The sequence below is a fragment of the Rubellimicrobium mesophilum DSM 19309 genome, from assembly GCF_000600335.2.
In the GTDB taxonomy this organism is placed as follows: Bacteria; Pseudomonadota; Alphaproteobacteria; order Rhodobacterales; family Rhodobacteraceae; genus Rubellimicrobium; species Rubellimicrobium mesophilum.
This window is the reverse complement of record NZ_KK088593.1, coordinates 34,424-47,453: the sequence shown is the minus strand read 5'-3', so window position 1 is coordinate 47,453 and position 13,030 is coordinate 34,424. Positions and strand designations below refer to the sequence as shown.

Sequence of the window (13,030 nt, the reverse complement as noted above, 5' to 3'; positions counted from 1 at the left end):
TCGGCGTGTCGCGAGCCTAGGCGACGCTGGCCATAGCGGGCTGGACCTGCGCCGCGGCGACTGCCCAATCCTCGTGGAACGCATCTGCCGCCCGGCCCTGGACCGTGAGCGTGCAAACGAGGCGGCCCGTTTCATCCGTGACGTCGATCTGCCACTCCGGCCCGTTCCAGAACCCCGCACCGGCCCTGCGAAGCATGTCGCCAACGGCGACGATGGTATGGGCCCGGGCCTCCTCCGGGTCATCGAGTCTCATCTCGACCCGCTCCGAGGCGCTGGCGTGGCCTTCCATGTGGAAGTGATAGCAGGACATATCGCTCACCCCTGACGTCAAGATCCGGTCACAATCGACACCCTTGGGGCCATCTGTTGCCATGTTTCCGCCACGGTCAACGAAATCCGTCTTACATGCTGAAGACGGACCGTGAGCGGAAACACTGGCGCGCAAGCTTCTTGGACTGTCTCTGAACCCGGTCGCTCTCGGACGAGCGGGCCGAATCGGATCGCCCGGCCAGACATCCCCTGGCGCATCCGGCGATGCGCAGGTTCCCCGGGCTTGCGCCGCTGGTCCGGCTCGGCCAGGGTTCGGCCATGCCCTCGCCCCGCCTCGCCGTCCGGGCGGTCATCCTGCGCGACGACCGCCTCCTCCTCGTGAACGCCTGGAAGGGGCGCACCCACCTGTGGTGCGCGCCAGGCGGCGGGGTCGAGGTGCATCAGGCCCTGCCCGAGGCCCTGGCTCGGGAGGTTCGAGAGGAGACCGGCCTCATGGTCGCGGTCGGCGATCCCTGCTTGATCAACGAGTTCCACGACCCCTTTGGTCCGTTCCATCAGGTGGACCTCTACTTCCGCTGCACGATCCTGTCCGGCGATCCGGAGGGCGACTGGACGGACCCGGAGGGCGTCGTCTCGCACCGGCTCTGGGTCACGCGGGCCGAGATGGCGACCTTGAGGATCAAGCCCGACAGCCTCGCCTCCGTTGCCTGGGGCGACCCAGGGGCCATCCGCTACGATCCCCTGGAGCCCATCTTGCGATGATCCGGACGCTCGATCCCGCCGGCGATGCCGAGGCGGTGCTCGACCTCTACCGACGGGCGGCCGATTTCCTGGACCTGGAGTCCGGGCGGACGCCGGACGATGCCGTGGTCGAGGAGTATTTCACCGACGCGCCGCCCGGCGGCGACTCGACGGCCTCCCTGAAGCTGGGGCTGCTCGAAGACGGTCGGCTCATGGGAATCGTCGACCTCGCCTTCGGCTACCCGAGCGCCAGGGATGCCTATCTCGGCCTGATGATGTTCGCGCGGGAGGCTCGCGGACGCGGGCGCGGGCGGGCCTTCCTGCGGCACGTCGAGCAGGCGGCACGGAATCGCGGCGCCACGCGCCTTCTCCTCGCCGTGCTGGAGGCCAACCCGCGCGGGCGGGCGTTCTGGGAAAGCGAGGGCTTCGGCTCGCCCCGCGTCTTCCCGCCCGCGCGGATCGGCGATCGAGTCCATGTTAGGATTCGGCTCCACAAGAGCCTTTAGGCTGCCGCGAAAGGGACGCGGCACCACGATCGGTAAGTCCCGAACCAAACAGAAAGGGCGCCCCGAGAGGCGCCCTTCCCGTTCCGTGGTGCCGCTAGGCGATCAGAAGTCGCCCATGCCGCCCATGCCGCCGCCGGGCATCGCCGGGGCCTTGTCGTCCTTGGGCTTGTCCGCAACCATCGCCTCGGTGGTGATGAGCAGACCGGCCACCGACGCTGCGTCTTCCAGGGCGGTGCGAACCACCTTGGCCGGGTCGATCACGCCGAAGGTGAACATGTCCCCGTACTCTTCGGTCTGGGCGTTGAAGCCGAAGGCCTTGTCGTCCGACTCGCGCACCTTGCCGGCCACCACGGCGCCGTCGACGCCGGCGTTCTCGGCGATCTGGCGCATCGGGGCTTCGAGCGCCTTGCGGACGATCGAGATGCCCGCGTCCTGGTCGGAGTTGCCGCCCTTGAGATCACGGAGACCCTTGGCCGCCTGCACGAGGGCCACGCCCCCCGACCACGATGCCTTCCTGCACGGCCGCACGGGTCGCGTTCAGGGCGTCATCGACGCGGTCCTTGCGCTCCTTGACCTCGATCTCGGTCATGCCGCCCACGCGGATGACGGCGACACCACCGGCGAGCTTGGCGACCCGCTCCTGCAGCTTCTCGCGGTCGTAGTCCGAGGTCGTTTCCTCGATCTGGGCGCGGATCTGGGCCACGCGGGCCTCGATCTCGGCCTTGTCGCCGGCGCCGTCGATGACGGTGGTGTCATCCTTCTTGATGATGATCTTCTTGGCGCGGCCGAGCATGTCGATGCCGACATTCTCGAGCTTCATGCCGAGGTCATCCGAGATCACCTGGCCGGCGGTCAGGATCGCGATGTCCTGCAGCATGGCCTTGCGACGGTCGCCGAAGCCCGGGGCCTTGACGGCCGCGACCTTGAGGCCGCCACGGAGCTTGTTGACCACGAGCGTGGCCAGCGCCTCGCCTTCCACGTCCTCGGCGATGATGAGGAGCGGACGCTGCGACTGGATCACGGCCTCGAGGAGCGGGACCATCGGCTGCAGCGACGAGAGCTTCTTCTCGTGGATGAGGATCATCACATCGTCGAGCTCGGCCGTCATCTTCTCGGCGTTGGTCACGAAGTAGGGCGACAGATAACCGCGGTCGAACTGCATCCCTTCGACGACTTCGACTTCCGTATCGAGGCCCTTGTTCTCCTCGACGGTGATGACGCCCTCGTTGCCGACCTTCTGCATCGCGTCGGCGATGAAGCGGCCGATCTGGGCCTCGCCGTTGGCGGAGATGGTGCCGACCTGGGCGACTTCGTCCGAGTCCTTCACGGGACGCGAGGCGCCCTTGATCGACTCGATGACCTTGCCGACGGCGAGGTCGATGCCGCGCTTGAGGTCCATCGGGTTCATGCCGGCGGCGACCGACTTCATGCCTTCGGTCACGATGGCCTGGGCGAGCACGGTGGCGGTGGTGGTGCCGTCACCCGCCTCGTCGTTGGTGCGCGAAGCGACTTCGCGGACCATCTGGGCGCCCATGTTCTCGAACTTGTCCTCGAGCTCGATCTCCTTGGCGACGGTGACGCCGTCCTTGGTGATCCGGGGGGCACCGAACGACTTCTCGATGACGACGTTGCGGCCCTTGGGGCCGAGGGTCACCTTGACCGCGTTGGCCAGGGTGTTGACGCCGCGCAGCATGCGGTTGCGGGCATCGGTATCGAACTTGACGTCCTTGGCAGCCATGTTCTGCTGTCTCCTAGGTTGTCAGATGTTGGGGAAATCAGGCGGCAGCGGCTTGGGAAGCCGACTGGTCGATGATGCCGAGAATGTCCGATTCCTTCATGATCAGATATTCCTGGCCATCGAGGGTGACCTCGGTGCCCGACCACTTGCCGAACAGGATGCGGTCGCCGGCCTTGACGGAGGGGGCGATCAGCTCGCCCGAGTCCTTGCGGGCGCCTTCGCCGGTGGCGACGACTTCACCCTCGGCGGGCTTTTCCTTGGCGGTGTCGGGGATGATGAGCCCCCCCTTGGTCTTCTCTTCGCTTTGCACGCGGCGCACCAGCACCCGGTCGTGGAGCGGCTTGAACGAGGCCATTGTAGAGCTCCCAGTGTTCGTATCTCTGGCTTTGCTGGCACTCGTCACTGATGAGTGCCAGCGGCAGCGAGATAGGAAAACGGCCCGCCTCTGTCAACGGCCCGGTGAGCAAAACGAAGCCGGCCGCCCGAAGGCGGCCGGCCGTGGGTCCGGACCTCGATCCGGGATCAGGTCTTGCTAGTCGAGGACGACCCGCTGGAGCCCGAGCCGCTGCCTGTCGAGCCCGAGGACGAGCCGCTCGACATCGTCGAGGAGCTGCCGCCCGTGCTCGTGGTCGAGCCGCTGGACCCGCCGCTCAGCGACGAGCCGGAGGTGCTGCCCGAGCCGCTGCCCATCGACGAGCCCGACGTGCTGCCCGAGGACGTGCCCGAGGAGCCGCTCGACGATCCGTAGGACGAGTCACCCCAGCCGGACGAGGACTGCTCCTGGACGCGCAGGTTGTTCTGGACGTGCTTCACGCCCGAGACGTCATCCGCCACGTCCTCGGCCCGCCGCTTCTCCCAGCGGGAGTTGACGGTGCCCGAGAGCGTCACCTCTCCCGAGGAGACCGAGACGTTGATCTCGGAGGCGTCGATGCCGGCCGAGGCCAGGCGCTCGTTCACGTCCTCCTCGATCCGGGTGTCGGAGCGGGTGTAGCCCTTGGGGGCGCGGCCACGCTGCTGCTGGCCCTGCTGGCCGAAGCCCAGCGCGTTTCCGACGGCGCCGATCAGGCCGCCGACGATCCCGCCGCCCATTCCCGAGCCCTGGCCACCTTGGCCGTAGCCCGAGCCGTAGTCGCCCGAGCCGCCCTGCTGGCCACCGTAGCCGCCGCCGAACTGGCTCTGCTGGCCGGAACCGTAGCCCGTGGACCCGTAGCCGCCGCCCATGCCGTAGCTGCCCGAGCCATAGCCGCCCTGACCTTGGCCGGACTGGCCGTATTGCCCGCCGGACGAACCATACTGGTGCTGCTGGCTGCCATAGCCTTGGCCGCCCTGGTGGCCGCCATACTGGCCACCCGAGCCGCCCCACTGGCTCTGCTGATGACCGCCATGGCCATAGCCGCCCGAGGAGCCGTAGCCCGAGGAGCCACCATAGCTCGACCCGCCATAACCCTGGCCCGCGCCGCCGAAGCCGCCGGTCCCTTGGCCGTAGCCGCCTCCGTACTGGCTACCCGAGGAGCCCCACTGGCTCTGCTGGCCGCTGCCCTGGCCATGGCCGTAGCCGCCCTGGCCGTATTGGCCCTGCCCGTAGCCGCCCATGCCGACGCCCGAGCTGCCGTAGCCGCCCTGCGCGCCGCCGTAGCTGCCCGAGCCCATGTCGCCATAGCTCTGCTGGCCGCCATAGCCGCCCTGGCCATAGCCGGCATGCCCGTAGCCGCCCGAGCCCTGGCTGCCGGCGAAGCCCGAGCCCATGCCGCTGCCGCCGCCGTAGCCACCCTGGCTGCCGTACCCGCCGGTGCTCTGGCTCATGCCGCCCTGGCTGCCGGTATGCGAGCCACCGTAGCTCCCGCCCTGACCGCCGTAGCTGCCGCTGCTTCCCTGGCTGCCATAGGACTGGCTGCCGCCGTAGCCCTGCTGGCCGCCCTGGCCGTAGCCCTGCTGGCCGCCCTGGCCATAGCCTTGATGGCCGCCCTGGCCGTAGTTCGACTGACCGTGCTGGGCATAGCCACCCTGGCCGAAGCTGCTCTGGTTGCCAAAGCCGCCCTGGCCACTTCCGTAGCTGGTCCCGCCTTGGCCATAGTCCTGTTGACCCCGGCTCCCGCCGAAGCGGTCGTCGTCATGGTTCCCTTGCTGGGCCATGTTCTCCTCCTGGGTTGTCTCCCTTGGGGTCCTGTTCCAGCCCGTCGCCCGGTGCCGGTTCGGATCCTCGTGTCCACAACCCACCGCTTGCCGGCTTGTTCCCGGGCGGAGGGTCGCACCTCCCGCACCGGCCAGATGATGCTCACGGCCCGAGTCACGCGGCCTCACGGGACCGGGAACATCACGGCATCCCTTGCCCGCCCTGCGAAGACGAGCCGCGCCACCAACCCCAGAGAGGCCATATCATGGAAACCATCGCTCCCGGATCGGGGTTCGCCCAGCCGAGGCCCTCGGCCTGCCAGTCGGAGAAAATCCGCTCCTCACGCATTTTCACGCTGGCGAGAGCGCTCCGTTTCGGGTATGCAGCCGAGGTGGCGTGGAACATCGCGCCACCATTGGTGGAGGCTGCATATGCTCAGAGGTTATACCCCCGCCGCCTTCTAAGGCGCCCGCAGCCCCTGGCCGCGCGATAGGCGCAGCCGTTTTCCAGCGATCCCGGCCTGACCCACGCAAGCCCATTTCCAGGGCCGGTTCCTCATATCTTTAGGTCCGTCACCATGCTCCCGTTCTCCACGGCCGATCATCGCATCGGCTCGTCTCCCCTGCCATTCGAGGAACGGCGCGTCCTGCGTCGCTCCGCGCCCGAGCGCCTGCGCTTCGACCCGCCCTCGCCCGGGGGGTCCCTTCGGGGAGCCCTGGCGGTCCGGGACCCGCAGCCCGCCCGGTCATCATCGCCCGGCCGCTTCGCGCGGTTCGCGGCCATGGTCCGCCTCTGGGCTCCGGCATGAGCCCTAGGGTCCAGAGGCGTGTCACGGGCCTCTCCCCGATCGTTCGTCCCGCCAAGTTCCGCGGTCCGCATTCGGCGACAGGCATTTCCAACCACTCGTTTGGGAGGGGTCCGTGACAGCACCCCGGGGGCGGCGCGTGGACAAGCGCGCCGCCCCTCGCTATTCCACCGCCGAAATCGCCAAGGGACCCTGCGTCATGACCACCCTCGTCTTCGGCCACAAGTCGCCCGACACCGACTCCACCGCCTCCCCGATCATCTGGGCCTGGTTCCTGTCGCACCACCAGCCCGGTGCCGCCGAGGCGCGGCTGCTCGGCACGCCGAACACCGAGGCGCAGTTCGTGGCGAGCCGCTGGGGCTTCGATCTTCCCCCCGTCCTCGACGACGTGGCCGAAGGGCAGGACGTGGTCATCGTCGACACCAACAACCCGGCCGAGCTTCCCGCCTCGATCAACAAGGCCAACGTCCTGTCGATCATCGACCACCACAAGCTGACCGGCGGCATCGAGACCAAGACCCCCATCGAGGTGACGATCCGCCCGGTGGCCTGCACCGCGACCCTGATGTGGCAGCTCATGGGCGGCCATGGCGGCCACGCCCCCGACGGCATCAAGGGCCTCGCCCTCTCCGCGATCCTCTCCGACACCCTGGAATTCCGCTCGCCCACGACGACCCCCGTGGACAAGCGCCTGGCCGAGATGCTGGCGCAGGACCTCGGCATCGACATACCGTCCTATGCGGCCGAGATGTTCGCGGCCAAGTCTGACGTGTCTCGCTTCTCGGCGGCTGAGCTCCTGCGGATGGACTCCAAGGAATACACCGTAGACGGCGTGGACTTCCGCGTCTCGGTGCTGGAGACCACCTCGCCCCAGACCGTCCTCTCACGCAAGGACGAGCTGGTCGCCGCCATGCCGCAGGTCGCTCACGAGGACGGCGCCCAGCAGGTGCTCCTCTTCGTCGTGGACATCCTCAAGGAAGAGGCCACGCTGCTCGTCCCCAACGACCTGACCCGGAAGGTTGCCGAGGCCTCCTTCGGCGCGACCGTCACCGGCGACACCGTGGTCCTGCCCGGGATCATGTCGCGCAAGAAGCAGATCATCCCCTCCCTCAAGGTCGCCTGAGCCCGTGGCCCAGGTCATCGGGAGCTTCGCGGAGATCTCCGACCGCTACGAGGCGGCCTTCGTGGACCTCTGAGGCTGCATGCACAACGGCCTCCAGGCCTTCCCGGAGGCCGTGGCGGCCATGCAGGAGTTCCGCCGCAAGGGCGGGCGCGTCATCCTCGTGACAAACGCCCCCCGCCCACGCGCGAGCGTGGAGGAGCAGGTGACGCGCCTCGGCATCCCTCGCGACGCCTACGACGCCATCGCGACCTCGGGCGACGCCGGGCGCGTGGCGCTCTTCCAGGGTGCCGTGGGCCGCAAGGTCTGGTTCATGGGCCAGCCCTGGGACCGCGTCTTCCTGGAGCCGCCCCGGATCGTCCAGGACCCCATCGCCATCGAGGAGGTCCCCCCTCGCCGAGGCCGAGGGCATCGTCTGCTGCGGCCCCTTCGACCCGCACGCCGACCCCGCCGTGAACCGGCCCGACTTCCTCCTGGCCAAGACCAGGGGCCTCAAGCTCCTCTGCGCCAATCCCGACATCGTCGTGGACCGCGGCGAGGAGCGGGAGTGGTGCGCCGGCGCCCTGGCCGCCCTCTACGAGGAGATGGGTGGCGAGGCGCTCTACTTCGGCAAGCCGCACCCGCCCATCTACGACCTCGCGCGCCGGCGCCTCGCGGCGCTGGGAAACCTGCCGTCCGACGACCGCATCGTCGCCATCGGCGATGGCATTCGGACCGACGTGCAGGGCGCCATCGGCGAGGGGCTCGACTGCCTCTTCATCACCGGCGGCCTCGCGGCGCGCGAGACGCAGACGGACCCGGGTGGCCAGCCCGATCAGGCCTCCGTGATCGCCTACGCCGAGGAGCACGGCTGGTCGCCGACCTTCGCCATCGGCTTCCTGCGCTAGCCATGCGGCGCCCGGACGGCTGGCCTGACGGAAAGGTCGGCCGGCCCGGGTTGCGCCCCCCGCCTCCGACGGCTAACCACCCCGCCATGCGCATCCTCCGCGACCGCACTGCCATCCCGCCGGACGCGAGGGGCGCCTCGGCGGCCATCGGGAACTTCGACGGCGTCCACCTGGGGCACCAGGCGGTCATCGACCTCGCGCGCCGATCCGGCCAGTCGCTCGGCGTCGTCACCTTCGAGCCCCATCCCCGCGAATACTTCGCCCCCACGACGCCCCCCTTCCGCCTCATGAACGCCCAGGCCCGCGCCCACCGGCTGCAGATGTTGGGCGTCGAGACCCTGTTCGAGCTCCGCTTCGACGCCGCCCTCGCCGCCCTCTCGCCCGAGGAATTCGTCCGCGACGTGCTGGCCCGCGACCTCGGCCTCTCCCATGCCGTCGTGGGCGAGGACTTCCGCTTCGGCAAGGGCCGTGCCGGCTCGGCCGAGACGCTGCGGGACCTCGGACCGGCAGCGGGAATCGCGGTCACCGTCGCCCCCATGGTCGAGCTCGGCGCCAGCGAGGTCTCCTCCACCGCGATACGCCAGGCGCTCTCCGAAGGTCGGCCTCGCGACGCCGCCCGGATGCTCGGCCACTGGCATCGAATCGAAGGGCCCGTGGAGCATGGCGAGAAGCGCGGCCGCGAGCTGGGCTACCCGACCGCGAACCTCTCCATCGCCGGCCTCCATCCGCCCCGCTTCGGCATCTACGCCGTCAAGGCCGATGTCCTCGACGGGCCCCATGCCGGAAGCTACGGCGGCGCGGCCTCCATCGGCGTCCGCCCCCAGTTCGGCGGCGAGGTTCCGAACTGCGAGACCTTCCTCTTCGACTTCTCCGGCGACCTCTACGGCGCGACCCTCTCGGTCGCCCTCGTGGACTACCTCCGACCCGAGATGACCTTCGACGGCCTTCCCGCGTTGATCCGCCAGATGGACGCCGATTGCCTCCGCGCGCGGGAGATCCTGGCCCATGCCTGACCTGCGTCCCCGCTTCTGGGAGCTGCCCCTCAAGGAGCTGACCCGCAAGGAGTGGGAGGCGCTCTGCGACGGCTGCGGCAAGTGCTGCCTCAACAAGCTCGAGGATGAGGACACTGGCGAGGTGGCGCTGACCAACGTGGCCTGCCGCCTCCTCGACGGCTCGACCTGCCGGTGCAGCAAGTACGAGACCCGCCACCAGTTCGTCCCCGAATGCATCGTGCTGACGCCCCGGACGATCCCCAAGAACCTCTACTGGCTGCCGGAAACCTGCGCCTACAAGCTGCGCCACCGGGGCCAACCCCTGCCCGACTGGCACCCCCTCCTCACCGGCGACCCCGACAGCGTTCACCGCGCTGGCGTCTCGGTGCAGGACCTCACGGTGTCCGAGCTCGACGTCGCCGACGACGACTGGGAGGACCACATCATCGAGGAACCCGGAACGTGAACTTCGCGAGCGACAACGCCGGCCCCGTGCACCCCAGGGTCATGGCCGCCCTGATCGAGGCCAACGAGGGCCACGCCCCCTCCTACGGCGCCGACCGCTGGACCGCCGAGGCCACGGCCCGCATCCGCGAGGTCTTCGAGGCGCCCGACGCGGCGGTCCACCTCGTCGCCACCGGCACCGCCGCCAACTCGCTCGCCCTCGCCACCCTGGCCAAGCCCTGGGATGCGATCTTCTGCACCGCCGTGGCCCACGCGCAGGAGGACGAGACCAACGCCCCGGAGCTCTTCACCGGCGGGGCCAAGATGATCCCGATCCCGGCGCCCGAAGCGAAGCTGACTCCCGAGGCGCTCCGCTCCGCGATGGCCTCGGTGGGCCTGGGCGTCCACAACCCCCAGCGCGGCCCCGTGACGCTCACCACCGTGACCGAGCGCGGCACCGTCTACTCCCTGGAGGAGGTTCGGGCGGTGACGGCGGTGGCCAAGGAGTTCGGCGCCCCCGTCCACATGGATGGCGCCCGCTTCGCCAACGCCCTAGTGGCCCTGGATGCCTCCCCCGCCGACATGACCTGGCGCGCGGGCGTGGACGCCGTGAGCTTCGGCGGCACCAAGAACGGCCTCATGGGCGTCGAGGCGGTCGTCCTCTTCAACCCGGCCCGCTCCTGGGAGTTCGAGCTGCGCCGCAAGCGCGCCGCCCAGCTCTTCTCGAAGCACCGCTACCTCGGCGCGCAGATGGCCGCCTACCTGACCGACGGCCTCTGGCTCGACATGGCCCGCGCCGCGAACGGCGCCATGGCCCTCCTGGTCGAGGGCCTGCGCGCCCTCGGCGGCACTCCCGCCTGGGAGCCCGCCGCGAACCTCGTCTTCCTCCGCCTGCCTCGCCAGGTCCACCAGCGCCTCCGCGCGACGGGCGCGACCTACTACCTGTTCGAGGGCCCGCTCGAGTCCGGCGACCCCGACGAGCCCCTGCTCTGCCGCCTCGTCTGCGACTGGTCCACCGGGCCCGGCGCCGTGGACCGCTTCCTCGCCGCTGCCGCCGGCCAGCCTCTCCCGCCCTCCGTTCCCCCGTGCTAGGGGCTGCTCGCGCAGAAGGAATCATCAATGCCCGTCCAGACCGAGCCCAAGCTGATCGCCGGCAACTCCAACCTCCCCCTCGCCAAGGCGGTCGCGCGGCGGATGGCGCTGCACCGGGGCGTCGCGGTCGATCTGGTCAAGGCCCGGGTCGAACGGTTCAATGACCAGGAGATCTTCGTCGAGGTCTACGAGAACGTCCGCGGCGAGGACATGTTCATCATCCAGAGCACGTCGAACCCCGCCAACGACACGCTCATGGAGCTCCTCATCATGACCGACGCCCTGCGCCGGTCCTCCGCGCACCGCATCACCGCCGTGGTCCCCTACTTCGGCTACGCCCGCCAGGACCGCCGCGCCAAGGCCCGCACGCCGATCAGCGCCAAGCTCGTCGCGAACCTGATGACCACGGCCGGCATCGACCGCGTCCTCACGCTCGACCTCCACGCCGCGCAGATCCAGGGCTTCTTCGACATCCCCGTCGATAACCTCTACGCCGCGCCGATCTTCGCCCTCGACATCGAGCACCATTTCAACGGCCGCACGCAGGAGATGACGGTCGTCTCCCCCGACGTGGGCGGCGTGGCCCGCGCCCGCGAGCTCGCCCAGCGGATCGGCTGCGGCCTCGCCATCGTGGACAAGCGCCGCGCCCGTCCGGGCGAGATCGCCGAGATGACGGTGATCGGCGACGTGAAGGATCAGATCTGCGTCATCGTGGACGACATCGCCGACACCGCCGGCACGCTCGTCAAGGCGGCCGAGCTCCTGACCGAGCAGGGGGCCAAGGAGGTCCACGCCTACATCACCCATGGCGTCATGTCCGGCCCCGCCGTGGAGCGTGTGAAGGGCTCCCGCCTCAAGAGCCTCGTCCTCACCGACTCCATCGAGCCCACTCAGGCCGTGAAGGACTGCCCTAACATCCGCATCGTCCCCACCGCGCCCATGTTCGCGCAGGCGATCCTGAACATCTGGAACGGCACGAGCGTGTCGAGCCTCTTCGAGGCCGACAGCCTCGCCCCGATCTACGAGGGGATGTACACGCGGGCCTGACCGCTCAGCCCGGCCCCTCGGCCGGGCAGCGCACGATGAAGCGAGCGCCCTCCCCGTGGTTGCCCGCCTCGAAGGTCCCCTCGATCTGCCGCACCAGCGACAGGATCAGCCGCATCCCGAGGCCCTTGCTCTGCGCCGGATCGAAGCCCGCGGGCAGCCCCGGCCCATCGTCCGCGACCACCAGCTCCAGCGCGTCCCCATCCCGCCGGAAGCTCAGCCCTAGGTGGGACCGCTCCCTCTCTCGCCGCGCGTGCTTGAGCGCGTTCATCAGCAGCTCAGCCGCGATGAGCCCCAGCGGCGCCGCCCGGTCGGCGGCGAGATCCACGGACTCCGCCTCCAAGGTCAGGTCCGCGTCGTTGCGCGCCAGCGAGCCCATGAGGTCGCGCGCCAGCGCCCGCAGGTAGGAGCCGAACTCCACGCTGTCCGCCGTCGCGCTGCGGTGGAGCTGATCGTGGATGCGCGCGATCGTCCCGACCCGGTCCGAGGCCTGCACCAGGGCGGCCTTCGCCTCGGGCGAGACGGCGTTGCGCTGCTGCATGGCGAGCACCGAGCTCACCAGCATCAGGCTGTTCTTGATGCGGTGGTCGATCTCGCGCGACACGAGGCGCTTGTCGTTCAGCGCCTTCTCCTTCTCGATGGCGAGACCCAGCGTGTTCGCCAGCGCCTGCATGAAGGCCACGTCATGCGGGGAGAAGGCGCCGGGGTCGCGGCTGTCGGCCTCCAGCACGCCGTAGGGCTCGCCGTCCCCTCGGATCACCACGTTGACCGCCCGCACGACGCCGTGGTCGGCCAGGAGCTGCGGCGTGCGGAACCGTGTCTCGCGGGTGAGGTGGTTCGAGATGACCGGCTCGCCCGTGCGGAAGGCATAGCCCCCGGGGCTTTCCAGATCCGCGCCCACCTGCGCGTGGCCCACGAGCCCCGGTCCCCAGCCCACGCCTGCCCGCAGCAGGAAGGGCTCCCCCTCCTCCAAGCATTCGAGCACCTTGGCGAAGCGGACCTGAAGCCCCTCGGCCGCCACGCGGCAAGCCTCCTCCAGGACAGCGTCGAGATCATGATTTCTGAGGGCATAGCGTCCGAACTCGGCCACCAAGGCCTGCTGGACGAGGCGCTGCTCCAGCTCCTCGGGCGCGCTCGGGGTGTTGGCGAGGGACTCGCGGGTGACTTCGACCTTCAACGCATCACTGTCCATCGTGGTCCACTCGTCCCAACGCTCGGCGGGACGTCTTGGTTCGGGGCCCCGGGACGGCCTGGCCGTCCTCCGCACAGGGCCGGGAG

Annotated in this window: 11 protein-coding genes and 2 pseudogenes; 8 read left to right on the top strand and 5 right to left on the bottom strand. The window is 69.6% G+C overall.

Annotated elements, in window-relative coordinates:
- Window positions 1–16 precede the first annotated feature (16 nt).
- A complete protein-coding gene (locus tag RUMESO_RS16450) occupies window positions 17–289 on the bottom strand; it encodes a DUF6894 family protein (RefSeq protein WP_425414920.1) in 273 nt (90 codons plus the stop codon).
- Between the two features lie 299 nt (window positions 290–588).
- Between RUMESO_RS16450 and RUMESO_RS16445 the strand changes: the two genes are divergently transcribed.
- Together RUMESO_RS16445 and RUMESO_RS16440 are read left to right on the top strand one after the other, a co-directional pair.
- Window positions 589–1,032 (top strand): NUDIX domain-containing protein, encoded by a 444-nt coding sequence (locus RUMESO_RS16445; RefSeq protein ID WP_051521420.1) that lies wholly within the window; start codon window positions 589–591, stop codon window positions 1,030–1,032.
- Complete coding sequence (locus RUMESO_RS16440) at window positions 1,029–1,517, top strand: GNAT family N-acetyltransferase (protein ID WP_051521409.1); 489 nt, start codon at window positions 1,029–1,031, stop codon at window positions 1,515–1,517. Before RUMESO_RS16445 ends, RUMESO_RS16440 begins: the two co-directional genes overlap by 4 nt.
- Before the next feature lie 102 nt (window positions 1,518–1,619).
- Here RUMESO_RS16440 and groL read toward each other — a convergent pair.
- The 3 genes and pseudogenes from groL to RUMESO_RS27350 all read right to left on the bottom strand — a co-directional run bounded on the left by groL (window position 1,620) and on the right by RUMESO_RS27350 (window position 5,388).
- A pseudogene (gene groL / locus RUMESO_RS16435) lies at window positions 1,620–3,255 on the bottom strand (chaperonin GroEL).
- Window positions 3,256–3,292: 37 nt separating this feature from the next.
- Window positions 3,293–3,610, bottom strand: coding sequence for a co-chaperone GroES (gene groES / locus RUMESO_RS16430; protein ID WP_037281657.1), 318 nt, complete (start codon window positions 3,608–3,610; stop codon window positions 3,293–3,295).
- A gap of 167 nt (window positions 3,611–3,777) precedes the next feature.
- A complete protein-coding gene (locus RUMESO_RS27350; protein WP_051521408.1) occupies window positions 3,778–5,388 on the bottom strand; it encodes a BON domain-containing protein in 1,611 nt (536 codons plus the stop codon).
- A 984-nt stretch (window positions 5,389–6,372) separates the two neighbouring features.
- On the opposite strand from RUMESO_RS27350, the gene RUMESO_RS16420 reads away from it, so the two are divergent.
- The 6 genes and pseudogenes from RUMESO_RS16420 (at window position 6,373) to RUMESO_RS16395 (ending at window position 11,755) form a co-directional block, all read left to right on the top strand.
- Window positions 6,373–7,296, top strand: coding sequence for a manganese-dependent inorganic pyrophosphatase (locus RUMESO_RS16420; RefSeq protein WP_037281778.1), 924 nt, complete (start codon window positions 6,373–6,375; stop codon window positions 7,294–7,296).
- A gap of 4 nt (window positions 7,297–7,300) precedes the next feature.
- Window positions 7,301–8,180: pseudogene (locus RUMESO_RS16415) on the top strand (TIGR01459 family HAD-type hydrolase).
- A gap of 86 nt (window positions 8,181–8,266) precedes the next feature.
- Window positions 8,267–9,193 carry a bifunctional riboflavin kinase/FAD synthetase gene (locus RUMESO_RS16410; protein WP_037281656.1) on the top strand — a complete coding sequence of 309 codons (927 nt, stop codon included), beginning with the start codon at window positions 8,267–8,269 and terminating at the stop codon, window positions 9,191–9,193.
- Window positions 9,186–9,638 carry a YcgN family cysteine cluster protein gene (locus RUMESO_RS16405; protein ID WP_037281655.1) on the top strand — a complete coding sequence of 151 codons (453 nt, stop codon included), beginning with the start codon at window positions 9,186–9,188 and terminating at the stop codon, window positions 9,636–9,638. Before RUMESO_RS16410 ends, RUMESO_RS16405 begins: the two co-directional genes overlap by 8 nt.
- Window positions 9,635–10,708, top strand: a complete 1,074-nt coding sequence (locus RUMESO_RS16400) for a threonine aldolase family protein (RefSeq protein ID WP_037281653.1) — start codon at window positions 9,635–9,637, stop codon at window positions 10,706–10,708. The genes RUMESO_RS16405 and RUMESO_RS16400 overlap by 4 nt, the downstream gene beginning before the upstream one ends.
- Before the next feature lie 27 nt (window positions 10,709–10,735).
- The gene (locus RUMESO_RS16395) at window positions 10,736–11,755 is read left to right on the top strand and encodes a ribose-phosphate pyrophosphokinase (protein WP_037281652.1); all 1,020 of its coding nucleotides are present in this window, start codon (window positions 10,736–10,738) and stop codon (window positions 11,753–11,755) included.
- Window positions 11,756–11,759: 4 nt separating this feature from the next.
- Here the strand turns inward: RUMESO_RS16395 and RUMESO_RS16390 are convergent, their stop codons facing one another.
- On the bottom strand, window positions 11,760–12,929 hold the full coding sequence (locus RUMESO_RS16390; RefSeq protein ID WP_051521407.1) for a sensor histidine kinase: 1,170 nt from the start codon (window positions 12,927–12,929) through the stop codon (window positions 11,760–11,762).
- Window positions 12,930–13,030: the final 101 nt, after the last annotated feature.

Coding starts and splice junctions, on each gene's coding strand:
- RUMESO_RS16420 (WP_037281778.1), top strand. CDS start 6,373: ATGACCACCCTCGTCTTCGGCCACAAGTCGCCCGACACCGACTCCACC.
- RUMESO_RS16410 (WP_037281656.1), top strand. CDS start 8,267: ATGCGCATCCTCCGCGACCGCACTGCCATCCCGCCGGACGCGAGGGGC.
- RUMESO_RS27350 (WP_051521408.1), bottom strand. CDS start 5,388: ATGGCCCAGCAAGGGAACCATGACGACGACCGCTTCGGCGGGAGCCGG.
- groES (WP_037281657.1), bottom strand. CDS start 3,610: ATGGCCTCGTTCAAGCCGCTCCACGACCGGGTGCTGGTGCGCCGCGTG.
- RUMESO_RS16440 (WP_051521409.1), top strand. CDS start 1,029: ATGATCCGGACGCTCGATCCCGCCGGCGATGCCGAGGCGGTGCTCGAC.
- RUMESO_RS16450 (WP_425414920.1), bottom strand. CDS start 289: ATGGAAGGCCACGCCAGCGCCTCGGAGCGGGTCGAGATGAGACTCGAT.
- RUMESO_RS16405 (WP_037281655.1), top strand. CDS start 9,186: ATGCCTGACCTGCGTCCCCGCTTCTGGGAGCTGCCCCTCAAGGAGCTG.
- RUMESO_RS16395 (WP_037281652.1), top strand. CDS start 10,736: ATGCCCGTCCAGACCGAGCCCAAGCTGATCGCCGGCAACTCCAACCTC.
- RUMESO_RS16445 (WP_051521420.1), top strand. CDS start 589: ATGCCCTCGCCCCGCCTCGCCGTCCGGGCGGTCATCCTGCGCGACGAC.